We start from the raw sequence: 21,201 nt of genomic DNA, 5'->3' as shown, positions 1-21,201 counted from the left end.
AGCGTTCATCCTGAGCCAGGATCAAACTCTCCAATAAAGTTAGTTTGTCTAGCATCTAAAAATAAAAATTGACGTTTCACGTTGTTTGTTTCGTTCAGTTTTCAAAGAACTACTTAGTCGCTCATTTGCGACTTCCTTATGTTAACATTTTCGTTTTTCGATGTCAACCAAGTTTTTTAATTTCTTTTTTGTCGTTTTCTGCGTTTCTGCATCAGCGACGTTTATTAATTTACCATATACAAACTATTAACGTCAACACTTTTTAATAAAAAGTTCTTCTTCTTACATAACGAATACATTCCTCTGCGTTAGCAACTCTCCGAAATAAACAAAAAATGATTTTATATCTTTCTTCCATCGCTTTTTTTACAACTTCATGAATACGCTCATCTTCAAAATCAAATAAAAGTTCCTCTAACTCTCTCTTTAATATGTATTCCATCTCTTTTCTCTCTTCTTTTGTCAACATCAGCCCAAGCAAATGATCACCTCAATAATTCCTTACGTAACAATAAACGTTCCGCTCATTTTCACTTATCACAATCCTATCATTCATTATATCCACTACTTACGATATTAATCCTTTGTTCTCTTTTTTATATTTACAGCATATATGTAACTGAAAAGGATTGGACAAAGGGGCGTAATATTATGTTTTTCTTTTTTATTACGAGTAAGAGAACTTTTAAACACATTAGCTTAATAGTGATACTTTCCTTATTTACAGCATGGCTACTCTTTTTAAAAACATATTCACATGAATCTGCTTTTTCAACTGCTACAGGTCCTAAAGTAATTTACAAAGGAGATACCGCTAAAAAGCAAGTTGCATTTACATTCGATATTAGTTGGGGAGACAAAAAAGCAATTCCAATCCTTGATACCCTTAAAGAAAGAGAAATTAAGAATGCAACCTTCTTCCTTTCTGCTGCATGGGCCGAAAGACACCCCGATATTGTAGAGCGCATCATGAAAGATGGACACGAAATCGGTAGTATGGGTTACAATTACACATCCTATACTTCTCTAGAGACAAATGAAATAAGACGAGACCTTTTACGAGCACAAGATGTTTTTACAAAACTTGGTGTAAAACAAGTTAAGCTGTTACGTCCACCTAGTGGCGAATTCAACAAGGCAACCCTTAAAATTGCAGAATCACTTGGATACACCGTCGTGCATTGGAGTAACAATTCAAACGATTGGAAAAACCCAGGTGTAAATAACATCGTTTCCACCGTCTCTAATAATTTGAAAGGTGGAGATATCGTCTTATTACACGCATCCGATTCTGCCCTTCAAACAAATAGAGCTTTACCGCTGCTCCTGCAAAAATTAAAAAGTGATGGATATGAGCAAATACCCGTATCACAACTTATTTCCAACACAAGTACAAAAAGTGAAGATGTGAAATAACTTCGTCCCTACTACTCTTCACGTATAAAAAGCTCTACTACCTTTCAAGAAGGTGGTAGAGCTTTTTTAATCACACCACTCCCAGCAATATAACTGCTGGTGTATAAAACCTCTCTCTATTAAGCAGATTTACTCGTTTTTCCGATTAAACGATGTAATACAAGTAATTGATATGCATTACATAACAATAGCGGTATAACCATTAAATATAACCAATCTGTATCATTAATCCGAAGCGCTGGTACCCATTCAAGAATCGTTACAACAACCATAAAGAACAGAGCTGGCACAAATGCTTTTTTATTTGTTTCTTTACTTTTTACATAAGCAACAATTGCTCCAAACACAAATAATATTCCAGCAACAAGTATGTTATTCCCCAATGAGATTTCCCCATTTGCAATAAGTACAGACCTTAAATACACAAAATCAAATAATACGAATGCAATAAAGAAGAGCTGGACTGCATTCCATAAAGAAGATGAGCGAAACATCCCTAGTCCAAAACGGTGGATTGTTAAATACGCAAAGAAGCCCATTTGACTTATAACGCTAAAAATAAATCCTACACCCATCAGCCAGAAAGATACCGCTAAAATCTCCTTGCCGTCGAAATTTTGAAAAAATTCATTATACCTGTCCCACTCCAAAACAAAACCAATAATAACTGTGCTAATCCCACCAAGAAACAACGTCGTTAAAAATAGTCGTACCCACTTGCGGCTATTCACAACACATCCCCCATTATCCTTATATTTCTAATTAAATTGTATCAATGACAATTTCAAAAAGCTAGCCATGTTCATGTATAAATTCCTTAAAGATATTTATATTAAAAAGAGAGAACTGTGCTGAAAGGAGTTCCAACTTATGAAACGGATGCTATTCATTTTCGTTTCTTCTTTTCTACTTATCGCACTTGTAGCATGCGCACAAGGAAAAGAAACGAAATCCGAACTAGATTACGATCAAACAAAGAAGATGATTGTTGATATTTTAAAAACAGATCAAGGTAAGAAAGCTATTCAAGATGTATTAACTGATGAAAAAATGAAACAAGCACTCATACTAGATGAAACAGTAGTAAAGAAAACGATTGAAGATGCCATGGTATCCGATAAAGGGCAACAATTCTGGGAAAAGCTCTTTAAAGACCCTGAGTTCTCATCAAAGTTTGCTAAAAGTATGGGGAAAGAACAAACCCAATTAATGAAAACCTTATTAAAAGACCCTGAATACCAAGCAGGCGTTATAGAAATTATGAAAAATCCTGAAGTAGAAAAAATGATGTTACAAACAATGAAGAGTAAAGAATACCGTCAATATCTACAACAAGTACTAACAGAAACTGCTGAAAGTCCACTCTTCCAAGCCAAGATGATCGATATCATTAGTAAAGGTGTACAAAAAGCTGAAAAAGGCGGATCTGATAAGAAAGAAGCAGGCGGTGACGGTGGTTCTCAAGGCGAGAAGAAGGAAGAACAGTAAAAATAATAACTATAATAACGAGTGGACAATTTATACATTGTCCACTCGTTATTACTTTATCTTGCTATTAACAGACAAAATGGGCCCCTCTAGTTAAGCGAAAGGTGTACTAGCAACAGATGAACCCCACTGATTAAAGTTTCACTTTATTTTTGTGTAACAGCTGTTTTATCAATTACTGTTTCAGCTATCTTACTATAAATAATGCCGGTTGTATGTGTATCTTCATATACTGAAGGAGCAAAGTCTTCTTTATTCCAATCAGGTTGTTGTAGCGGAATACGGCCAAGAACATTCGTTTGCAATTCGGCAGCTAACTTATCTCCCCCGCCTCTTCCAAATACATATTCTTTCTCACCAGTTACCTTACTTTCAAAATATGCCATATTCTCAACAACACCGAGAATACTATGTTCAGTGCGTAATGCCATCGCTCCAGCACGCGCTGCTACAAACGCAGCTGTTGGATGCGGCGTCGTTACAATAATCTCTTTGCAAGATGGCAACATTGAGTGCACATCTAACGCAATATCACCTGTGCCTGGTGGCAAATCTAATACTAAATAATCTAAATCGCCCCATTCTACTTCTGTGAAGAAGTGGTTTAACATTTTCCCAAGCATAGGTCCTCTCCAAATAACTGGTGCATTATCCTCTACAAAGAAGCCCATTGAAATTACCTTTACACCTAAACGTTCCACCGGAATTATCTTGTCACCTCTTACGATAGGACGTTTTTCTATCCCCATCATGTCTGGCACACTAAAACCGTAAATGTCCGCATCAATAATACCAACTTTTTTTCCTAAACGAGCTAAAGCAACCGCAAGGTTAACGGAAACGGTTGATTTTCCCACACCACCTTTTCCACTTGCCACTGCTAAGAATGTCGTTTTTGAATTTGGTGACAATAAAGATTCACTTTGCTCTTCTTCTTGTTCTGGTACAAACTGAGCTAATTCCTCTTCTGTAAATTCTGCAAAACGAAGTCCAACTGTTGCTGCCCCAAGTTCTTTTACTAACTTTACAATTCCAGACTGCAACTGCATTTGTTCCGCTGTACCAGTTTTTACAATTGCAATTTTAACACTCACATGTTCCTTCTCAGGCTTGACTGTTACCTCTTTAATTGCACTTGTTTCTTTTAATGTTTTATGTAAAAACGGATCTACAACTCCTTCTAACGCTTCAACCACTTGTTCTTTCGTTACCATAATTAGCCCAGCCCCCTGTATGAAAAATAACGTAATGTTAATTGAATTTATCTTTGCTTATTCTTGAAATAAATGCGTTTACATTTCCAGTATAACATATTTTCCGAAAACTTCGTTAACGAGAGAAACTCAAAAAAATCCTCCTTATTCTGGAGGATTTCCTTTTTCCGTGAAATAACGCAATATACCACGGTATATTGCAGCTGCTACCTTCTGTTGATATTTCTCCGAATTTAACATATACCTTTCGTTCACATTCGATAAAAAGCCGGCTTCAATTAAAGCACCTGGTGTTTTCGCATACTTCAATAAGTATACGTGAGAGATCGTTTTAGCAGAACGATTCGTATTTTCTAAACTCGTTCTCAATTCAGCCTGTATAAATTTCGCAGCACGTTCATTTTCAATTGAAGAGCGATAGTAGAATGTTTGTGCGCCTTTCGATCCACTACTAGTTAAAGCATTTAAATGAATGCTTGCAAAAAAGTCTATATCCGGTTTATTGATGATTTCTACACGTTTTTTTAAATCCTCTGCTTTACGTCTACTATATGACTTTGTATCTTTGTTAGCTAAATCATAATCTCCCTCACGCGTTAAAATAACTAGTGCACCTTGTTCTTGTAAATAGTCTTGTACCTTTTTTGTAATTTCAAGTGTAATATCCTTTTCTATAATATCCTTTCCACCAACAGCCCCTCCATCTGGTCCACCATGCCCAGCATCTAATACGATTACTTTCCCTGATAAGGGTAAATTCCAAGCTCGCCACGATTTTGTAATTTGAAATTCTTGTTTGACTAAAAAAAACAATACAACCGCAGCGAGTGCAAAAGAGATAATTCGAATTCTCTTCATACCTTTCCTCCTCCAGCTAGTCCCTCTAATTACTTATATGGGACAAGAGGAAAGTTTATGCTTGTCTTAATGAAGCTTTAATCGATATCTTCTTTCACCTTTTTCATATCCTTCTTGCCACCACAATCCTATAAACTGCTGACAAGATTCAAAAAGTAATTCCTCATCTTTCAACTTTATTTCTCGCATAGTCATACTCGTTAAAAATTGAAATAGCGTTTCAGTTAATTGTTGTTCTTCTTCTAAGGCTCTATATTTCACATCAAAGAACGATTCACCATAATAGCCAAATTTACTATATCTCGCTCCTAATAAATAAGATTCTATCCCTAATTCAATACAGTAATCTTCATACTGACGATGAAGCTCTTGCATTTGAAAGGCATCACGAATATTTGAACGCAATGTTTTTAATGATAATTCCCGCAACATCTTCCGCTCGTATTTTAACTGCTTTTCTTTTTGTTTTTCTCGTAAGCTGACAATGACATTCATAGTACTTATAAACCTCCCTAATACGTATTAGTCTAAACTTCTAAAGAAGAAGCATACGCACGGCGGTAGCACTAAAATATTCCAAGCTATAAAAATCACAAAAAAGGAATGAAACATAAAAAAACCCCAACCAAAATGGTTGGGGTTTTTAGTTCGCAAAAATTAACGTTTTGAGAACTGAGGTGCACGACGTGCGCCTTTAAGACCGTATTTTTTACGCTCTTTCATACGTGCGTCACGAGTTAATAGACCTGCACGTTTTAGTGTTAGACGGTATTCTGGATCAGCTTTTAATAAAGCGCGAGAAATACCGTGACGAATAGCACCAGCTTGACCAGTGTATCCACCACCATTTACGTTTACAAGTACATCGTAGTTACCTAAAGTTTCTGTTGCAACTAGAGGTTGTTTCACTACTTCACGTAATGCAGCAAATGGGATATAGTTTTCAAAATCACGACCGTTAATGATAACGCGTCCTTCGCCTGGAACTAGGCGTACGCGCGCTACTGAACTCTTACGACGTCCAGTGCCATAGTATTGAACCTGTGCCAAAGTAAGCCCTCCTTTAATTAATTATCCGCGAAGTTCGTAAACTTCTGGTTTTTGTGCTTGGTGTGGATGCTCTGCTCCAGCATACACGTTAAGTTTCTTAGAAACTTGGCGGCCTAAGCGTCCTTTTGGAAGCATGCCTTTAATTGCAAGCTCTAACATTTGTACAGGGTAGTTTGTACGCATTTCTAGAGCTGTTCTTTGTTTAAGTCCACCTGGGTGGTTAGTGTGACGGTAGTAAATTTTATCGTTTAATTTATTACCTGTTAAATGAATTTTCTCAGCGTTAATAATAATTACATGATCACCCGTGTCAACGTGTGGTGTAAATGTAGGTTTGTTTTTACCGCGTAAAATAGATGCTACTTCCGTAGATAGGCGACCTAAAGTTTGACCTTCAGCATCAACCACATACCATTTACGCTCAACTTCGTTAGCTTTTGCCATAAAAGTCGTACGCATGTGTTTCCCTCCTCGTTATCTTTTCCATAGAAAAAATCTATTGTTTATCTTAAACACGATTTCCTTCCGGGGCTAATCGTGGTTTTAGAAACAATACCATATGTTATGATATACTTTTGAGTTTCTAATGTCAAGCAAATGTTACACCAGGATTAGTTGTTATAGTTTACCTCCCATAAGTAAAGCCCATGACCTGGAGCCATCTTTCCAGCAAACTGACGATTTTGTTTCGCTAAAATCTCTGGAATGCTATCAGGATCAAGCTTTCCTTGCCCTACGTTAAGTAACGTACCAACAATAATTCTGACCATATTATATAAAAATCCATTACCTACAAAACGAAAAATTAATTCATCGTCTTGCTCAATTAACTCGATTTCATAAATTGTACGCACTTTATCTTTTTTGTCAGTTTTTGCCGAACAAAAAGAAGTGAAATCATGCGTTCCAATAAAATAAGGAATTGCTTTTCTTATTTTTTTGATTTCGAGCGGATATGGATATTGATATACGTAATTTCTACGGAATACATCCGCAGTCTTTGATAATAATACACGGTAACGATATTCTTTTTTCTCAACACCGTAACGTGCATGAAATTCTTCTGTTTTTTTCTCTACTTGCCTAATAACAATATCATCTGGCAACATTGTATTTAAAGCGTTACTCCATTGCCACTCTTCAAGAGACAAAGGAGTATCAAAGTGTATGACTTGTCCTTTTGCATGAACCGTAGAATCTGTTCTACCAGATGCCTGAACACGAACAAGTTCTCCCTTATGCAATTTCTGTAATGCTTTTTCTATCTCTTGTTGAACAGTACGATGCTTCGGCTGAATTTGATAACCACAAAAATGCATGCCATCATATGCAACCGTACATTTTATTCTATCCATTTCTCTATTCTCCATTACGATCGCACCCATGCCAAAATACAAGCTAAACAAAATAAGCTTACAATCGTTACTGTATCGCTTGTTTTCCAGCGTAGTTGCCTAAATTTAGTACGTCCTTCACCACTTTGATATCCACGAGCTTCCATCGCAATTGCTAAGTCCTCTGCACGCTTAAAAGCACTGATAAACAGAGGAACGAGCAGTGAGATAATAGCTTTCATTCTATCTTTTATCGGTCCCCCGGCGAAATCAATACCACGTGATGCTTGTGCTTTCATTATTTTACTCGTTTCATCCATTAATGTCGGAATAAAACGAAGAGAAATTGACATCATTAATGCGATTTCATGAACAGGAACCTTTATACGCTTCAACGGCTTTAATAACGTCTCCAAACCATCTGTAATTTCAATAGGTGTCGTCGTTAACGTTAATAATGTCGTCATTAAAATAATAACGAAGAATCGTACAGAAATGTATATCCCTTGCTCTAATCCTTTTTCATGTATCGAAAACCAACCAAGCTGGAGTAGTACATCCCCCTCTTTATTTGTAAAAATATGCAGGAAAAATGTAAAAAGAAAAATCCATAAAATTGGTTTTAAGCCCGAAAGTACATAACGAATCGGCACTTTTGCAAAAAATAAAGCAATGAGTGCATATAAAAATAAAAATCCATATGAAATCGCATTATTTGCTAAGAAAACAACAAATACATATAAAAAGACAATCAGCAGCTTCGTACGTGGATCAAGTTGATGAATAAGTGAATTCCCCGGGATATATCTCCCAATAATCAACTGCTGCATGATTCATGACCACCTTTTCGTAACACCTGCACAACTTCATGAGTAAGATCCTCTAAAGATAAGGTAGCCTTTGGAATTGAAATACCAAACTTCTCTTCAATTGCACGTTTATACTTTAATGACATAGGAAGATCCACACCAATTTTCTCTAGTGCATCAGCATGTGAAAATACTTCCTCTGCACTTCCTTGCAAAAAGACCGTTCCTTTATGCATAACTACAATCTGCTCCGCATACTGAGCAGCATCCTCCATATTATGCGTTACAAGGATAACTGTAAGCCCCTTCTCCTTATGCAACTTATAAAACATCTGCATAAGTTCGTTCTGCCCTTTTGGATCTAGTCCTGCTGTAGGTTCATCTAATACAAGTACTTCAGGTTCCATCGCCAGTACACCCGCTATAGCAACACGTCTCATTTGTCCACCACTTAATTCAAAAGGAGAACGTGTTAACAGTTCCGGTTCTAGCCCTACAAGTTCTATTGCCTCTCTAGCCTTTTGCTTCGCTTCGTCTCCAGATACCCCAAAATTAGTAGGTCCGAAACAAATATCTTTCTCCACAGTCTCTTCAAATAACTGATGTTCTGGGAATTGAAAGACAACCCCTACTTTTTTACGTAGTGGCTTTAGCTTTTTTTCTTTCTTTCCTGCCGAAATCAAATGTTCACCAATTTGAACTGTACCATTTGTCGGCTGCAATAAACCATTTAAATGTTGAATCATCGTCGACTTACCTGAACCAGTATGACCGATAATGGCATAATAGCCCCCACTTGGAAACGACACGTCTACATCATAAAGTGCGCGTCTTTCAAATGGAGTTTTATATTGATAACGATGTTCTACTTTTTGGAATGTAATCTCCAAAGTTCGTTCACCAAGCTTTCCATTGTAAGATGCGTATTTTGCAAGAGAATTTCATTTCTTTTTAATAATTCTGCTATTTTCACCGAAAACGGTACATCTAAGCCAATTTCTTGGAGCATATGAGAGGACTTGAAAATTTTCTCTGGAGTCCCTTCCTCTAATATTTCTCCCTTATTTAAAATAATGACACGATCTGACTGTGCCGCTTCTTCTAAATCGTGCGTAATTGATAACACGGTAATACCTTTTTGATTAACAAGTTGTCTAACCGTTTCTACTACTTCACGTCTTCCTTGAGGATCTAACATTGACGTTGCTTCATCTAATATTAAAATAGATGGCTGAAGTGCTAAAACGCCTGCTATTGCCACTCGCTGCTTTTGCCCACCAGATAAGGAATGAGGCTCATCATTAAGAAAATCTTCCATACGGACAAGTCGTAAGGCCTGTTCTAATCTTTCAATCATTTGTTCTCTTGGCATTCCGATATTCTCTAAGCCAAATACAACATCATCTTGCACTGTTGTTCCAACAAATTGATTATCCGGATTTTGAAATACCATTCCAATTTGTTTTCGAACATCCCATACCGTTTCCTCTGATAAAACCATTGTATCATTTACTGTAATAGTCCCTGCTTCCGGCAAAAACAAACCATTCAATAATTTTGCAAGTGTAGACTTTCCTGAACCGTTTTGTCCAATAATAGATACCCACTCTCCCTCATATAAGGAAAATGAAACATCTTTTAATGCATACGTGGCTGCCCCAGGATATTGAAATGATATATTTTCTATCCGAAGTTTCTCTTTTTTCAATAGAAGGCACCCTTTCCTTCGCCAAGTTAGCCTATTTTTTTATATTTAAAAAAAAAGGGCCATGACCAGTTACTTGAAAAGAACTGTCCTGCCCTTTTAATCAGCATTATACTAACTCGATAATTACCATTGGTGCTGCGTCTCCGCGACGTGGACCAATTTTTGCAATACGAGTGTATCCGCCTTGGCGCTCAGCATAGCGTGGAGCTACATCAGCGAATAATTTTTGAAGTGCATCTTGACCAGTCTCAGCGTTAGCAACTTCATTGCGAATGAAAGCTGCTGCTTGACGACGAGCATGAAGATCTCCGCGTTTACCTAAAGTGATCATTTTTTCCACTACAGAACGAAGTTCTTTTGCACGAGTTTCTGTCGTTTGGATGCGCTCGTTGATAATTAAATCAGTAGCTAAATCACGTAACATAGCTTTACGTTGCGCACTTGTACGGCCTAATTTTCTGTATGCCATTCGTAGTTCCCTCCTTTGTTGATGGGTTTAAATCCTCAGTCGTCTTTACGTAAACCTAAACCTAATTCCTCAAGTTTATGTTTAACTTCTTCTAAGGATTTACGTCCTAAGTTACGAACTTTCATCATATCTTCTTCTGTTTTGTTCGCAAGCTCTTGTACAGTATTAATTCCTGCACGTTTTAGGCAATTATAAGAACGAACAGAAAGATCTAGTTCTTCGATAGTCATCTCAAGAACTTTCTCTTTTTGATCTTCTTCCTTCTCGACCATAATCTCAGCATTTTGTGCTTCATCAGTTAAACCAACAAAGATATTTAAATGCTCAGTTAAGATTTTGGCACCTAAAGAGATAGCTTCTTTTGGCCCGATGCTTCCATCCGTCCATACATCAAGCGTAAGCTTATCATAATTAGCCACTTGTCCGACACGTGTCTTTTCCACTTGGTAAGTTACACGTGATACTGGAGTATAAATAGAATCAATAGGAATTACTCCTATTGGTTGATCTTCGCTTTTATTTGCATCAGCTGGCGTATACCCACGGCCACGCTTTGCAGTTAAACGCATGCGGAAATGCGCATTTTTTGCTAACGTTGCAATGTGTAAATCTGGATTTAAGATTTCTACATCACTATCGTGAGTAATATCAGCAGCTGTGACAATACCTTCGCCCTGTACATCAATTTCCAACGTCTTCTCTTCTTCAGAGTAGATTTTAAGAGCTAACTTTTTCAAGTTTAAGATGATCGTCGTAACGTCTTCTACTACGCCCTCAACTGTTGAAAATTCATGCAATACGCCATCGATTTGGATAGCAGTAACAGCGGCACCAGGGAGTGAGGATAAAAGAATACGACGTAAGGAGTTACCCAAAGTAGTACCATATCCACGCTCAAGCGGTTCAATTACGAATTTACCATATTTAGCATCTTCGTTAAGTTCAACCGTTTCGATTTTCGGCTTTTCGATTTCAATCATTAACTAAACCCTCCTTCAAAACGTCGAAACCCCGGTTAAACAAAGGTATAACCCCTGTCTAACCGAAAGTCCCCCTTAGGCAGTTCCCGATTGTGCACAACAAGCGATGTTTCTGTACGAAATTTCTCGATAATGCATCATATCCATTATAGACAAAAGGGAAAATTCTATACAGAAAAATTACACACGACGACGTTTTGGCGGACGACATCCATTATGAGGAACTGGAGTAACATCTCTAATTGCTGTTACTTCTAGACCTGCAGCTTGAAGAGCACGAATTGCAGCTTCACGACCAGCACCAGGACCTTTAACAGTAACCTCTAAAGTTTTTAAACCGTGCTCCATTGCAACTTTAGCAGCAGCTTCAGCAGCCATTTGCGCAGCGAATGGAGTAGATTTACGAGATCCACGGAAACCAAGTGCACCAGCACTAGACCAAGAAAGTGCGTTACCGTGAGTATCTGTAAGTGTTACGATTGTGTTGTTGAAAGTAGAACGAATATGAGCTATACCAGCTTCGATATTCTTTTTCACACGTTTTTTACGAGTGTTTGTTTTACGTGCCATTGTTAGTTCAACCTCCTTTACTTATTATTTCTTTTTATTTGCTACTGTACGACGTGGACCTTTACGTGTACGAGCATTGTTTTTAGAATTTTGACCACGAACTGGTAAACCACGACGGTGACGAAGACCACGGTAAGAACCGATCTCCATTAGACGTTTAATGTTAAGAGATACTTCACGACGAAGGTCTCCCTCAACTTTAATACGATCGATAACATCACGGATACGTCCTAATTCGTCTTCCGTTAAATCACGAACTCGTGTTTCTGAAGAAATACCAGCTTCAGTAAGAATTTTTTCAGCAGTTGTGCGACCAATGCCGAATACGTAAGTTAAAGAAATAACAACGCGTTTGTCTCGAGGAATATCTACACCTGCGATACGTGCCATTCTGAATGCACCTCCTTCTGATTAACCTTGTTTTTGTTTATGTTTAGGGTTTTCACAAATAACCATTACTTTTCCACGTCTACGAATAACTTTACATTTTTCGCAGATTGGTTTAACTGACGGTCTTACTTTCATGTCTCGAACCTCCTTAAAGATTACGGAGTGCTATATTATTTAAAACGGTACGTAATACGACCACGATTTAAATCGTACGGAGATAATTCTACCGTAACTTTGTCTCCTGGTAAAATACGAATGAAGTTCATACGGATTTTACCAGAAACGTGAGCCAATACGACATGCCCATTCTCTAATTCTACTTTGAACATAGCATTTGGCAACGTTTCAAGAACGGTACCTTCGACTTCAATTACATCATCTTTAGCCATTCAATAGTTCTCCCTTCTTCAAATCAGTAACATTTTACACTGCTCTGAAATCCCGGAGAGCCAGCTACTTATAAAGTGGTAAGGATTTCGTATCCTGCTTCTGTAAGAGCAATCGTGTGCTCAAAATGGGCACACCATTTACCATCTACCGTTACCACTGTCCAGTCATCAGATAGTGTTTTTACATATCGTCTTCCTTGATTCACCATCGGCTCAACACAGATGACCATTCCCGGCTTTAATCTAGGGCCTCTATTTGGTGGACCATAGTGCGGGATTTGAGGGTCCTCATGTAAGTCTTGCCCGATTCCGTGACCAACATACTCCCTAACGATCGATAACCCATTCTCTTCAGCATGGGTTTGAACCGCATGTGAGATATTTGATAATCTTTCGCCTGGTTTTACTTGTTCTAGACCAAGATACAACGATTTTTCTGTGACATCAAGTAGCTTTTGAACAGATTCAGAAATGTTTCCAACTGGATACGTCCATGCAGAATCTCCATGGTACCCATTGTATTTCGCACCAATATCGATACTGATGATATCGCCCTCTTTGAGCTTACGCTTCCCTGGAATTCCGTGTACAAGCTCTTCATTTACAGAAGCACATATGCTCCCCGGAAATCCGTTGTATCCTTTAAAAGATGGCGTAGCACCATATTTTTGAATCGTCTTTTCCGCTATTTGATCGAGCTCTTTCGTTGTAATTCCTGGAGTAATGTGCTGTTTCAACTCTTGATGAGTTAAAGCAACGATTCTGCCAGCTTCTCGCATGATTTCTATCTCGCGAGGAGTTTTGCAGATGATCATTACGCTAAGTCTCCGATGAGAACATCGATATCAGCAAATACTTTATTGATATCTTGCTCACCATTAATGCTTTGCAAGTAACCAAGCTCATCGTAGAAATCAAGCAAAGGTTTTGTTTGCTTAATATTTACATCTAAACGATTTGCTACAGTTTCTTCATTGTCATCAGAGCGTTGGTATAATTCGCCACCACATTTATCGCACACATCAGCTTTTGCTGGTGGATTGAATTCTAAGTGGTAAGTCGCACCGCACTCTTTACAAATGCGACGGCCTGTAAGGCGTTTTAATAACAACCCTGAATCCACATTAATGTTTAAAACATAGTCGATTTTTTTGCCAAGATCTTTCATAATCTCTTCAAGAGCTGATGCTTGTGCAACAGTTCGTGGGAAACCGTCTAGCAAGAAACCTCTTACGCAGTCTTCTTGACTTAAACGTTCACGAACAATTCCGATTGTAACTTCATCTGGAACAAGTGCACCTTTATCAATAAAAGATTTTGCTTGTAGACCCATTTCAGTTTCAGCCTTCATAGCTGCACGGAACATATCTCCTGTTGAAATGTGAGGGATGTTATACTTGGCTACAATCTGTTCGGCTTGTGTACCTTTACCAGCACCAGGAAGCCCCATTAAAATTAAGTTCATCCTTGTTCCCCCTCAGTACATGAGCATGTAGGGAAGATAGTTCTTCCCACTTACTCACTGCTTGATAAACCCTTTGTAATGGCGTTTTACCAGTTGGCTTTCTAGCTGCTTCATTGTTTCTAAAGCAACGCCGACAACGATTAACATACTCGTTCCACCAATCTGTGCAGATGGAGGAAGATTTCCCAATTTCGTAAAGATAACTGGTAAGATTGCAATCGCTGCTAGGAAAATTGATCCTACAAAGGTCAAACGATACAAGATTTTTGTTAGATATTGTTCCGTATTCTTACCCGGACGAATACCTGGAACATATCCACCTTGCTTGTTTAAATTCTCTGACATTTGCTCTGGATTAACCTGAACAAATGCATAGAAATATGTGAAGGCTACAATGAGCGCAACATATATGATCATTCCCACTGGGTGAGAATAGTTAAAGTTTGCAATAATCCACTGCGATACATCATGTTTCGGGAAGAACTGTGCAATAGTTGGAGGCGTAATTAAGAATGAAACAGCAAAAATGACTGGAATAACACCCGCACTATTTACCTTAAGCGGTAAATGTGTGTTTTGTGCTCCAGCATGATTCCCATTCCCTCCTGTTACACGCTTCGCGTATTGAATTGGGATCTTTCTAACAGCTTGTTGAATGAAAATAACACCAACAATAACTGCTAGCACAGCTAGTAAAATCAATGCAACTTTAACGATACTCATGAACAATTGATCTCCGATATTTTGAAACTGTTGTTGATACACTTGAGATATAACACTTGGGATCGCTGCGGCAATACCGCCAAAGATAAGGATGGAAATACCATTACCTACACCTTTAGCTGTAATCTGTTCACCTAACCACATTAAAAATGCAGTACCAGCAGTCAGTACCGTAGCAATGTATAAATAAGTGCTCCAACCAGGATTCAAAATTAATTGCCCACCTACCATACCGTTAAAACCGATTGACATACCAAACCCCTGAATAAACGCAAGAACAATTGTAAAGTAACGCGTGAATTGCGTTAGTTTACGACGGCCCATTTCACCTTGCTTCGACCATTCCGAAAATTTAGGAACAACATCCATCTGCAATAATTGCACGATGATGGATGCTGTAATATACGGCATGATTCCCATCGCAAAGATGGAGAAGTTTTTCAAGGCGCCACCGCCAAATGTATTTAGAATACCTAAAGCATTTAATTGGTCTTGTGCTTTCAGTACGTCTCCATTTGTAAATGGCACTGGGATAAACGTGCCAATCCTGAATACGATTAACATCGCTAAAGTGAATAATATTTTACGTCTTATCTCAGCAACGCGCATAAAGTTGGAGATTGTACGAAACATTAGATCACCTCAACTGATCCGCCAGCTGCTTCAATTGCTTCTTTAGCACTTGAAGAGAACTTGTGCGCTTTAACAGTTAGTTTTTTCTCTACTGCTCCGCTTGCAAGAATTTTAACACCGTCGTTTAACTTGCTGATAACGCCAGTTTCCAGCAATAATTCAGGTGTTACTTCTGTACCATCTTCAAAACGATTTAACGTTGATAAGTTTACAATAGTAAACTCTTTACGGTTAATGTTTGTGAAGCCGCGTTTTGGTAAACGACGGAATAATGGAGTTTGACCACCTTCGAAGCCAAGACGAACACCGCCACCAGAACGTGCGTTTTGTCCTTTATGACCTTTACCAGCAGTTTTACCGTTACCAGAACCGATACCACGACCGACACGGTTACGTACTTTACGAGAACCTTCTGCAGGTTTTAATTCATGAAGTTTCATTCCCAGGCACCTCCTTATATTAATGAGTTATCCTTAAGCTTCTTTTACAGTTAAAAGGTGAGAAACTTTGTTGATCATACCAAGAATAGCAGGAGTTTCTTCCTTAACTACAGTTGAATTCAACTTTTTAAGACCTAAAGCTTCTACCGTCGCACGTTGATCTTGTGGACGACCAATTACACTACGAGTGAGGGTAATTTCTAACTTTTTCGCCATTTGTTTTCCCTCCTTAACCTAGTAGCTCTTCTACAGATTTACCGCGTAATTTTGCAACATCTTCAGCGCGCTTAAGTTCGCTTAATCCGTTCACAGTAGCGCGAATCATGTTGATTGGTGTGTTAGAACCAAGAGATTTCGAAAGAATATCTTGTACACCAGCTAATTCAAGTACCGCACGAACAGGTCCACCAGCAATAACACCAGTACCTTCAGCAGCAGGTTTTAAGAATACTTCACCAGCTCCAAAGTGACCGTTGATTGTGTGTGGAATTGTTGTACCAACTAATGGTACAGCGATTAAGTTTTTCTTAGCGTCTTCGATAGCTTTGCGGATTGCGTCTGGTACCTCTTGTGCTTTACCAGTACCGAATCCAACATGACCGTTTTTATCGCCAACTACAACTAGTGCAGCAAAGCGGAAACGACGACCACCCTTAACAACTTTCGCGACACGATTTATCGTAACTACACGTTCTTCAAGTTCTAATTTACTTGGGTCAATGCGATGCATCAATTTTCCCTCCTTTGACCATTAAAATTGTAATCCAGCCTCACGAGCAGCTTCAGCTAGAGCTTTAACACGGCCATGGTATAAGTAACCACCGCGATCAAATACTACTTCTTTAACGCCTTTCTCTACAGCACGCTTAGCAACTGATTCTCCAACTTTCGTAGCAGCTTCAGTATTGCTAGTACCGTTAAGAGCAAGGTCTTTATCAAGAGTAGATGCACTTACTAACGTTACACCATTCACATCATCAATAACTTGAGCGTAAATATGTTGGTTAGAACGGAACACGTTTAAACGTGGACGCTCTGCAGTACCAGTAAGTTTAGCACGTACACGTGCATGTCTTTTCTTACGAGTCGCATTTTTATCAGCTTTAGTGATCATTCTTGTCACTCCTTTCTCTCACCTAACGGGTTTACTTAGCAGTTTTACCTTCTTTACGACGAACAACTTCGCCTTCGTAACGAATACCTTTACCTTTATAAGGCTCAGGAGCACGTACAGCACGGATGTTAGCAGCAAATTCGCCAACACGTTGCTTGTCGATACCTTTAATTACGATTTTAGTTGGTGCAGGTACTTCAACTTCAAGACCTGCTTCCGGAGTCATTTCTACTGGATGAGAATAACCTACGCTTAAAACAAGTTTATCTCCTTGTTTTTGAGCACGGTAACCAACACCGACTAATTCAAGTCCGCGTGCGAAACCTGCAGTTACACCTTCAACCATGTTTCCGATTAAAGCACGAGTTGTACCGTGTAATGCACGGTGTTCCTTCTGTTCAGATGGACGCTCAACTGTTAGTGTATTTTCTTCAATTTTGATAGACATATCAGCATTGAATTTACGAGTTAATTCACCTTTAGGGCCTTTTACTGTTACAGTATTGTCTTCTGCAATTGTAATAGTAACACCTGCAGGGATTTCAAGAATCTTTTTACCAATACGAGACATGTGGTCACACCTCCGTTCGTTTTAAATATATATTACCAAACGTATGCTACTACTTCTCCACCAGTTTGTAATTGACGAGCGTCTTTGTCTGTCATTACTCCCTTAGATGTAGAAACAAGAGCGATACCTAATCCGTTAAGTACACGTGGTACTTCGTCAGCTTTAGCGTAAACGCGTAAGCCAGGTTTACTGATACGTTTTAATCCAGTGATTACACGTTCATTGTTTGCACCATATTTCAGGAAAATACGAAGGATACCTTGTTTGTTATCCTCGATGTATTCTACATCACGAATGAAACCTTCACGTTTTAAAAGTTCAGCGATCTCTTTTTTGATTTTAGAAGCAGGAACCTCTAATTTCTCATGACGTACCATGTTCGCATTACGGATGCGAGTAAGCATGTCTGCAATTGGATCTGTCATCACCATGTGTTTTACCTCCTTCCCATTTGTGGGTTTTACCAACTAGCTTTTTTAACACCAGGAATTTGACCTTTATATGCAAGTTCACGGAAACAAATACGGCAAAGTTTAAATTTGCGGTATACAGAATGCGGACGACCGCAGCGTTCGCAACGTGTATACTCTTGTACTTTAAACTTAGGAGTACGCTTTTGTTTCGCTATCATAGATTTTTTAGCCACGTTTTCGCCTCCTCTACTTAGCGTTGGCTTCCATTATTTTTGGAATGGCATACCGAATTGTGTTAAAAGTTCACGAGCTTCTTCATCAGTTTTCGCTGTAGTAACGATTACGATGTCCATACCGCGGACTTTGCTTACTTTATCATAATCAATCTCAGGGAAGATAAGTTGCTCTTTAACACCTAATGTGTAGTTCCCACGACCATCGAATGATTTCTTAGAAACACCACGGAAATCACGTACACGTGGTAAAGAAACCGATACTAATTTGTCGAAGAACTCATACATTTGCTCGCCGCGTAAAGTTACTTTCGCACCGATTGGCATACCTTCACGAAGACGGAAACCAGCGATTGATTTTTTAGCACGAGTTACAACAGGTTTTTGACCTGCGATTTGTGTTAATTCTTCTACTGCATTGTCTAAAGCTTTTGAGTTAGATACCGCGTCACCAACACCAGTGTTGATTACGATCTTTTCGATTTTCGGTACTTCCATCACAGATTTATAGTTAAACTTGCTCACTAGAGCAGGAGTAATTTCCTTTTGGAACTTCTCTTTAAGGCGATTCAATGAAGTGACCTCCTTTCTTAAGAAAATTATTTATCTAATAATTCACCAGATTTTTTTGCAATACGAACTTTTTTACCATCTTCTACTTTGAAGCCTACACGAGTAGGTTCACCTGTTTTCGGATCTAAAATCATAACGTTAGAAACGTGAATAGGTGCTTCTTTAGTAATAATTCCACCTTGTGGATTTAATTGAGATGGCTTAGAGTGCTTCTTAACGATATTAACACCCTCAACGATAACACGGTTTTGCTTTGGGAAAGCCACAAGGATAACGCCTTGTTTTCCTTTGTCTTTACCAGTGATTACCTGTACTTTATCACCTTTTTTTACATGCATCTTAATTCTGCACCTCCTTAGCAAGGCAATACCTTAAATTATAGAACTTCTGGAGCTAAAGAAACGATCTTCATGAAGTTGCTATCACGTAATTCACGAGCTACTGGTCCGAAGATACGAGTACCACGTGGGCTCTTATCGTCTTTAATGATAACCGCTGCGTTTTCATCAAATTTGATGTAAGAACCGTCCGGACGACGAGCTCCGCTCTTCGTACGTACTACTACTGCTTTAACAACGTCACCTTTTTTAACAACGCCACCTGGTGTTGCTTGTTTTACCGTAGCAACGATAATGTCACCAATGTTAGCATATTTACGACCAGAGCCGCCTAATACTTTAATTGTTAAAAGTTCACGTGCACCAGAGTTGTCAGCAACTTTCAAACGAGATTCTTGTTGGATCATGTTATGAAACCTCCCTTCGGACTAAAAATTCCGATTCGTCTATTTAGATAATAACCGCTTCTTCAACGATTTCAACTAAACGGAAACGCTTAGTAGCAGAAAGCGGGCGAGTTTCCATGATTTTAACGATATCGCCAAGTTTCGCTTGGTTTTGCTCATCATGGGCTTTGTACTTCTTAGAATACTTAACACGTTTTCCGTACAAGGAATGAGTTTTGTAAGTTTCAACTAAAACTGTAATCGTTTTGTCCATTTTGTCAGACACTACACGACCAGTATAAACTTTGCGTTGGTTACGTTCGCTCACTATGCAAACCTCCCCTCAATTTATCGATTAATTCCGATCTCTCTTTCACGAACTACAGTTTTCATACGAGCAATTGCTTTACGCACTTCACGAATGCGAGTTGGATTCTCTAATTGTCCTGTAGCAAGTTGGAAGCGAAGATTAAACAACTCTTCCTTTAAAGCTTTAACTTTTGTTTCGATTTCGGCAGTGGTTAATTCACGAATATCATTAGTTTTCATTAGATTCACCACCATTTTCTTCACGTTTTACGAATTTACATTTCACAGGTAACTTGTGAGCTGCAAGACGTAATGCTTCGCGTGCTACCTCTTCAGATACACCCGCGATTTCGAACATAATTTTCCCAGGTTTTACTACTGCTACCCAGCCTTCTGGTGCCCCTTTACCGGAACCCATACGTACTTCTAGAGGTTTTGCAGTGTAAGGTTTAGAAGGGAAAATTTTAATCCATACTTTACCGCCACGTTTCATGTAACGAGTCATTGCACGACGAGCAGCTTCGATTTGACGGTTTGTAATCCATGAAGCAGCTTGTGCTTGTAAACCGAATTCACCGAAAGCAATTTCAGTTCCACCTTTAGCACGACCACGCATTTTACCACGATGCTCTCTACGATATTTTACGCGTTTTGGCATTAACATATTATTTTCCTCCTTCCTCAGAAGCTTTCTTTTTTGTAGGAAGGACTTCTCCACGGTAGATCCATACTTTTACGCCTAATTTACCGTATGTTGTATCAGCTTCAACTGCTGCATAGTCAATATCAGCGCGAAGTGTATGAAGTGGAACAGTTCCTTCACTGTAAGATTCTGCACGAGCGATATCAGCTCCGCCAAGACGACCAGAAACCTGTGTTTTAATACCTTTAGCACCTGCACGCATAGCACGTTGAATAACTTGCTTTTGTGCACGACGGAATGATACACGGTTTTCTAATTGACGAGCGATGTTTTCGCCTACTAATTTAGCGTTAAGATCAGCTCTCTTAACTTCTAAAATGTTGATGTGTACACGCTTGCCTGTTAATTGGTTAAGAGCTTTACGAAGTGCTTCAACTTCAGTACCACCTTTACCAATTACCATACCAGGTTTTGCTGTGTGAATTGTAACATTTACACGATTTGCTGCACGTTCGATTTCTACTTTAGCAACAGCAGAATCTTTTAAGCGTACATTAATGTACTCACGGATTTTGATGTCTTCATGTAATAATGTAGCGTAATCTTTCTCAGCGAACCAACGAGATTCCCAGTCACGGATAACACCGACACGAAGACCAATTGGATTAACCTTTTGACCCATCGA

General features: G+C 38.7%; 36 protein-coding genes. 2 read left to right on the top strand and 34 right to left on the bottom strand.

Annotated elements, in window-relative coordinates:
- Positions 1-262: 262 nt before the first annotated feature.
- Positions 263-481, bottom strand: coding sequence for a hypothetical protein (locus MR170_RS14270; protein WP_000901146.1), 219 nt, complete (start codon positions 479-481; stop codon positions 263-265).
- Between the two features lie 170 nt (positions 482-651).
- Between MR170_RS14270 and pdaB the strand changes: the two genes are divergently transcribed.
- Complete coding sequence (pdaB, locus tag MR170_RS14265) at positions 652-1,416, top strand: polysaccharide deacetylase family sporulation protein PdaB (protein WP_016084014.1); 765 nt, start codon at positions 652-654, stop codon at positions 1,414-1,416.
- A gap of 119 nt (positions 1,417-1,535) precedes the next feature.
- Here the strand turns inward: pdaB and kbaA are convergent, their stop codons facing one another.
- The gene (gene kbaA / locus MR170_RS14260) at positions 1,536-2,147 is read right to left on the bottom strand and encodes a KinB signaling pathway activation protein KbaA (protein ID WP_242308481.1); all 612 of its coding nucleotides are present in this window, start codon (positions 2,145-2,147) and stop codon (positions 1,536-1,538) included.
- Between the two features lie 139 nt (positions 2,148-2,286).
- Between kbaA and gerD the strand changes: the two genes are divergently transcribed.
- The gene (gerD, locus tag MR170_RS14255) at positions 2,287-2,904 is read left to right on the top strand and encodes a spore germination lipoprotein GerD (protein WP_016084016.1); all 618 of its coding nucleotides are present in this window, start codon (positions 2,287-2,289) and stop codon (positions 2,902-2,904) included.
- A gap of 146 nt (positions 2,905-3,050) precedes the next feature.
- On the opposite strand, the gene MR170_RS14250 is transcribed toward gerD, so the two are convergent.
- From MR170_RS14250 to rpsC, 32 genes are all read right to left on the bottom strand, one after another.
- Entirely contained in the window at positions 3,051-4,118 is a 1,068-nt protein-coding gene (locus tag MR170_RS14250; protein WP_016084017.1) for an Mrp/NBP35 family ATP-binding protein, read from the bottom strand.
- Positions 4,119-4,262: 144 nt separating this feature from the next.
- Positions 4,263-4,976: an N-acetylmuramoyl-L-alanine amidase CwlD gene (gene cwlD, locus MR170_RS14245; protein WP_000822437.1), complete on the bottom strand. Its 714-nt coding sequence runs from the start codon at positions 4,974-4,976 to the stop codon at positions 4,263-4,265.
- A gap of 66 nt (positions 4,977-5,042) precedes the next feature.
- The gene (locus tag MR170_RS14240; RefSeq protein WP_001101008.1) at positions 5,043-5,471 is read right to left on the bottom strand and encodes a DUF2521 family protein; all 429 of its coding nucleotides are present in this window, start codon (positions 5,469-5,471) and stop codon (positions 5,043-5,045) included.
- Positions 5,472-5,633: 162 nt separating this feature from the next.
- Entirely contained in the window at positions 5,634-6,026 is a 393-nt protein-coding gene (gene rpsI, locus MR170_RS14235; RefSeq protein WP_000079986.1) for a 30S ribosomal protein S9, read from the bottom strand.
- 21 nt (positions 6,027-6,047) lie between these two features.
- Positions 6,048-6,485 (bottom strand): 50S ribosomal protein L13, encoded by a 438-nt coding sequence (rplM, locus tag MR170_RS14230; RefSeq protein ID WP_001260795.1) that lies wholly within the window; start codon positions 6,483-6,485, stop codon positions 6,048-6,050.
- 152 nt (positions 6,486-6,637) lie between these two features.
- Positions 6,638-7,381: a tRNA pseudouridine(38-40) synthase TruA gene (gene truA, locus MR170_RS14225; protein WP_002094238.1), complete on the bottom strand. Its 744-nt coding sequence runs from the start codon at positions 7,379-7,381 to the stop codon at positions 6,638-6,640.
- A 14-nt stretch (positions 7,382-7,395) separates the two neighbouring features.
- Positions 7,396-8,190 (bottom strand): energy-coupling factor transporter transmembrane component T family protein, encoded by a 795-nt coding sequence (locus tag MR170_RS14220; protein ID WP_001186530.1) that lies wholly within the window; start codon positions 8,188-8,190, stop codon positions 7,396-7,398.
- Positions 8,178-9,059, bottom strand: a complete 882-nt coding sequence (locus tag MR170_RS14215; protein ID WP_242308479.1) for an energy-coupling factor ABC transporter ATP-binding protein — start codon at positions 9,057-9,059, stop codon at positions 8,178-8,180. Before MR170_RS14215 ends, MR170_RS14220 begins: the two co-directional genes overlap by 13 nt.
- Positions 9,035-9,877 (bottom strand): energy-coupling factor ABC transporter ATP-binding protein, encoded by an 843-nt coding sequence (locus MR170_RS14210; protein WP_016084019.1) that lies wholly within the window; start codon positions 9,875-9,877, stop codon positions 9,035-9,037. Before MR170_RS14210 ends, MR170_RS14215 begins: the two co-directional genes overlap by 25 nt.
- Before the next feature lie 106 nt (positions 9,878-9,983).
- The gene (rplQ, locus tag MR170_RS14205; RefSeq protein ID WP_000331490.1) at positions 9,984-10,346 is read right to left on the bottom strand and encodes a 50S ribosomal protein L17; all 363 of its coding nucleotides are present in this window, start codon (positions 10,344-10,346) and stop codon (positions 9,984-9,986) included.
- A 35-nt stretch (positions 10,347-10,381) separates the two neighbouring features.
- The gene (locus MR170_RS14200) at positions 10,382-11,326 is read right to left on the bottom strand and encodes a DNA-directed RNA polymerase subunit alpha (RefSeq protein WP_000569644.1); all 945 of its coding nucleotides are present in this window, start codon (positions 11,324-11,326) and stop codon (positions 10,382-10,384) included.
- Positions 11,327-11,506: 180 nt separating this feature from the next.
- Positions 11,507-11,896 carry a 30S ribosomal protein S11 gene (rpsK, locus tag MR170_RS14195; protein WP_000101797.1) on the bottom strand — a complete coding sequence of 130 codons (390 nt, stop codon included), beginning with the start codon at positions 11,894-11,896 and terminating at the stop codon, positions 11,507-11,509.
- Positions 11,897-11,920: 24 nt separating this feature from the next.
- Positions 11,921-12,286, bottom strand: coding sequence for a 30S ribosomal protein S13 (gene rpsM, locus MR170_RS14190; protein WP_000090792.1), 366 nt, complete (start codon positions 12,284-12,286; stop codon positions 11,921-11,923).
- A 21-nt stretch (positions 12,287-12,307) separates the two neighbouring features.
- Positions 12,308-12,421, bottom strand: a complete 114-nt coding sequence (gene rpmJ, locus MR170_RS14185; protein WP_000868344.1) for a 50S ribosomal protein L36 — start codon at positions 12,419-12,421, stop codon at positions 12,308-12,310.
- A gap of 35 nt (positions 12,422-12,456) precedes the next feature.
- On the bottom strand, positions 12,457-12,675 hold the full coding sequence (gene infA / locus MR170_RS14180; RefSeq protein WP_001029884.1) for a translation initiation factor IF-1: 219 nt from the start codon (positions 12,673-12,675) through the stop codon (positions 12,457-12,459).
- Between the two features lie 68 nt (positions 12,676-12,743).
- Entirely contained in the window at positions 12,744-13,490 is a 747-nt protein-coding gene (gene map / locus MR170_RS14175; RefSeq protein ID WP_016084021.1) for a type I methionyl aminopeptidase, read from the bottom strand.
- Positions 13,490-14,140, bottom strand: coding sequence for an adenylate kinase (locus MR170_RS14170; protein WP_016084022.1), 651 nt, complete (start codon positions 14,138-14,140; stop codon positions 13,490-13,492). Before MR170_RS14170 ends, map begins: the two co-directional genes overlap by 1 nt.
- Before the next feature lie 54 nt (positions 14,141-14,194).
- Positions 14,195-15,496, bottom strand: coding sequence for a preprotein translocase subunit SecY (gene secY, locus MR170_RS14165; RefSeq protein ID WP_000490118.1), 1,302 nt, complete (start codon positions 15,494-15,496; stop codon positions 14,195-14,197).
- Entirely contained in the window at positions 15,496-15,936 is a 441-nt protein-coding gene (rplO, locus tag MR170_RS14160; RefSeq protein WP_000766083.1) for a 50S ribosomal protein L15, read from the bottom strand. Before rplO ends, secY begins: the two co-directional genes overlap by 1 nt.
- Positions 15,937-15,969: 33 nt before the next feature.
- A complete protein-coding gene (gene rpmD, locus MR170_RS14155; RefSeq protein ID WP_001085233.1) occupies positions 15,970-16,152 on the bottom strand; it encodes a 50S ribosomal protein L30 in 183 nt (60 codons plus the stop codon).
- Positions 16,153-16,165: 13 nt separating this feature from the next.
- On the bottom strand, positions 16,166-16,666 hold the full coding sequence (rpsE, locus tag MR170_RS14150) for a 30S ribosomal protein S5 (protein WP_000554646.1): 501 nt from the start codon (positions 16,664-16,666) through the stop codon (positions 16,166-16,168).
- A gap of 21 nt (positions 16,667-16,687) precedes the next feature.
- Entirely contained in the window at positions 16,688-17,050 is a 363-nt protein-coding gene (gene rplR, locus MR170_RS14145) for a 50S ribosomal protein L18 (RefSeq protein ID WP_000628818.1), read from the bottom strand.
- Between the two features lie 31 nt (positions 17,051-17,081).
- The gene (rplF, locus tag MR170_RS14140; RefSeq protein WP_000086551.1) at positions 17,082-17,621 is read right to left on the bottom strand and encodes a 50S ribosomal protein L6; all 540 of its coding nucleotides are present in this window, start codon (positions 17,619-17,621) and stop codon (positions 17,082-17,084) included.
- Between the two features lie 32 nt (positions 17,622-17,653).
- On the bottom strand, positions 17,654-18,052 hold the full coding sequence (gene rpsH, locus MR170_RS14135) for a 30S ribosomal protein S8 (protein ID WP_000245511.1): 399 nt from the start codon (positions 18,050-18,052) through the stop codon (positions 17,654-17,656).
- Positions 18,053-18,081: 29 nt separating this feature from the next.
- Entirely contained in the window at positions 18,082-18,267 is a 186-nt protein-coding gene (gene rpsN / locus MR170_RS14130) for a 30S ribosomal protein S14 (RefSeq protein WP_001085700.1), read from the bottom strand.
- A gap of 33 nt (positions 18,268-18,300) precedes the next feature.
- On the bottom strand, positions 18,301-18,840 hold the full coding sequence (rplE, locus tag MR170_RS14125; RefSeq protein WP_001080829.1) for a 50S ribosomal protein L5: 540 nt from the start codon (positions 18,838-18,840) through the stop codon (positions 18,301-18,303).
- Between the two features lie 26 nt (positions 18,841-18,866).
- The gene (gene rplX / locus MR170_RS14120; RefSeq protein WP_000558200.1) at positions 18,867-19,178 is read right to left on the bottom strand and encodes a 50S ribosomal protein L24; all 312 of its coding nucleotides are present in this window, start codon (positions 19,176-19,178) and stop codon (positions 18,867-18,869) included.
- A 38-nt stretch (positions 19,179-19,216) separates the two neighbouring features.
- A complete protein-coding gene (gene rplN / locus MR170_RS14115; protein ID WP_000615912.1) occupies positions 19,217-19,585 on the bottom strand; it encodes a 50S ribosomal protein L14 in 369 nt (122 codons plus the stop codon).
- A gap of 43 nt (positions 19,586-19,628) precedes the next feature.
- Entirely contained in the window at positions 19,629-19,892 is a 264-nt protein-coding gene (rpsQ, locus tag MR170_RS14110) for a 30S ribosomal protein S17 (RefSeq protein ID WP_000004106.1), read from the bottom strand.
- Positions 19,893-19,912: 20 nt separating this feature from the next.
- Positions 19,913-20,113 carry a 50S ribosomal protein L29 gene (gene rpmC / locus MR170_RS14105; protein ID WP_000855718.1) on the bottom strand — a complete coding sequence of 67 codons (201 nt, stop codon included), beginning with the start codon at positions 20,111-20,113 and terminating at the stop codon, positions 19,913-19,915.
- Positions 20,103-20,537, bottom strand: coding sequence for a 50S ribosomal protein L16 (gene rplP, locus MR170_RS14100; protein ID WP_000928969.1), 435 nt, complete (start codon positions 20,535-20,537; stop codon positions 20,103-20,105). The genes rpmC and rplP overlap by 11 nt, the downstream gene beginning before the upstream one ends.
- 1 nt (position 20,538) lies before the next feature.
- Positions 20,539-21,198, bottom strand: a complete 660-nt coding sequence (gene rpsC / locus MR170_RS14095) for a 30S ribosomal protein S3 (RefSeq protein ID WP_000529956.1) — start codon at positions 21,196-21,198, stop codon at positions 20,539-20,541.
- Between the last annotated feature and the right edge of the window lie 3 nt (positions 21,199-21,201).

The organism is Bacillus cereus group sp. BfR-BA-01524, assembly GCF_022662595.1.
In the GTDB taxonomy this organism is placed as follows: Bacteria; Bacillota; Bacilli; order Bacillales; family Bacillaceae_G; genus Bacillus_A; species Bacillus_A thuringiensis_S.
This window is presented reverse-complemented; position numbering and strand designations above follow the sequence as displayed.

What these genes read in the sequence shown, in the direction of transcription:
- MR170_RS14170 (WP_016084022.1), bottom strand. Translation starts at nt 14,140, where the DNA reads ATGAACTTAATTTTAATGGGGCTTCCTGGTGCTGGTAAAGGTACACAA.
- rplO (WP_000766083.1), bottom strand. Translation starts at nt 15,936, where the DNA reads ATGAAACTTCATGAATTAAAACCTGCAGAAGGTTCTCGTAAAGTACGT.
- rplM (WP_001260795.1), bottom strand. Translation starts at nt 6,485, where the DNA reads ATGCGTACGACTTTTATGGCAAAAGCTAACGAAGTTGAGCGTAAATGG.
- rplR (WP_000628818.1), bottom strand. Translation starts at nt 17,050, where the DNA reads ATGATCACTAAAGCTGATAAAAATGCGACTCGTAAGAAAAGACATGCA.
- rplQ (WP_000331490.1), bottom strand. Translation starts at nt 10,346, where the DNA reads ATGGCATACAGAAAATTAGGCCGTACAAGTGCGCAACGTAAAGCTATG.
- rpsC (WP_000529956.1), bottom strand. Translation starts at nt 21,198, where the DNA reads ATGGGTCAAAAGGTTAATCCAATTGGTCTTCGTGTCGGTGTTATCCGT.
- rplX (WP_000558200.1), bottom strand. Translation starts at nt 19,178, where the DNA reads ATGCATGTAAAAAAAGGTGATAAAGTACAGGTAATCACTGGTAAAGAC.
- rpsE (WP_000554646.1), bottom strand. Translation starts at nt 16,666, where the DNA reads ATGCATCGCATTGACCCAAGTAAATTAGAACTTGAAGAACGTGTAGTT.
- rplF (WP_000086551.1), bottom strand. Translation starts at nt 17,621, where the DNA reads ATGTCTCGTATTGGTAAAAAGATTCTTGAAATCCCTGCAGGTGTTACT.
- rplP (WP_000928969.1), bottom strand. Translation starts at nt 20,537, where the DNA reads ATGTTAATGCCAAAACGCGTAAAATATCGTAGAGAGCATCGTGGTAAA.
- rpmC (WP_000855718.1), bottom strand. Translation starts at nt 20,113, where the DNA reads ATGAAAACTAATGATATTCGTGAATTAACCACTGCCGAAATCGAAACA.
- map (WP_016084021.1), bottom strand. Translation starts at nt 13,490, where the DNA reads ATGATCATCTGCAAAACTCCTCGCGAGATAGAAATCATGCGAGAAGCT.
- rplN (WP_000615912.1), bottom strand. Translation starts at nt 19,585, where the DNA reads ATGATCCAACAAGAATCTCGTTTGAAAGTTGCTGACAACTCTGGTGCA.
- rpmJ (WP_000868344.1), bottom strand. Translation starts at nt 12,421, where the DNA reads ATGAAAGTAAGACCGTCAGTTAAACCAATCTGCGAAAAATGTAAAGTT.
- rpsM (WP_000090792.1), bottom strand. Translation starts at nt 12,286, where the DNA reads ATGGCACGTATCGCAGGTGTAGATATTCCTCGAGACAAACGCGTTGTT.
- rpmD (WP_001085233.1), bottom strand. Translation starts at nt 16,152, where the DNA reads ATGGCGAAAAAGTTAGAAATTACCCTCACTCGTAGTGTAATTGGTCGT.
- cwlD (WP_000822437.1), bottom strand. Translation starts at nt 4,976, where the DNA reads ATGAAGAGAATTCGAATTATCTCTTTTGCACTCGCTGCGGTTGTATTG.
- MR170_RS14200 (WP_000569644.1), bottom strand. Translation starts at nt 11,326, where the DNA reads ATGATTGAAATCGAAAAGCCGAAAATCGAAACGGTTGAACTTAACGAA.
- rpsH (WP_000245511.1), bottom strand. Translation starts at nt 18,052, where the DNA reads ATGGTGATGACAGATCCAATTGCAGACATGCTTACTCGCATCCGTAAT.
- MR170_RS14220 (WP_001186530.1), bottom strand. Translation starts at nt 8,190, where the DNA reads ATGCAGCAGTTGATTATTGGGAGATATATCCCGGGGAATTCACTTATT.
- infA (WP_001029884.1), bottom strand. Translation starts at nt 12,675, where the DNA reads ATGGCTAAAGATGATGTAATTGAAGTCGAAGGTACCGTTCTTGAAACG.
- truA (WP_002094238.1), bottom strand. Translation starts at nt 7,381, where the DNA reads ATGGATAGAATAAAATGTACGGTTGCATATGATGGCATGCATTTTTGT.
- gerD (WP_016084016.1), top strand. Translation starts at nt 2,287, where the DNA reads ATGAAACGGATGCTATTCATTTTCGTTTCTTCTTTTCTACTTATCGCA.
- rpsK (WP_000101797.1), bottom strand. Translation starts at nt 11,896, where the DNA reads ATGGCACGTAAAACAAACACTCGTAAAAAACGTGTGAAAAAGAATATC.
- MR170_RS14250 (WP_016084017.1), bottom strand. Translation starts at nt 4,118, where the DNA reads ATGGTAACGAAAGAACAAGTGGTTGAAGCGTTAGAAGGAGTTGTAGAT.
- MR170_RS14240 (WP_001101008.1), bottom strand. Translation starts at nt 5,471, where the DNA reads ATGAATGTCATTGTCAGCTTACGAGAAAAACAAAAAGAAAAGCAGTTA.
- secY (WP_000490118.1), bottom strand. Translation starts at nt 15,496, where the DNA reads ATGTTTCGTACAATCTCCAACTTTATGCGCGTTGCTGAGATAAGACGT.
- pdaB (WP_016084014.1), top strand. Translation starts at nt 652, where the DNA reads ATGTTTTTCTTTTTTATTACGAGTAAGAGAACTTTTAAACACATTAGC.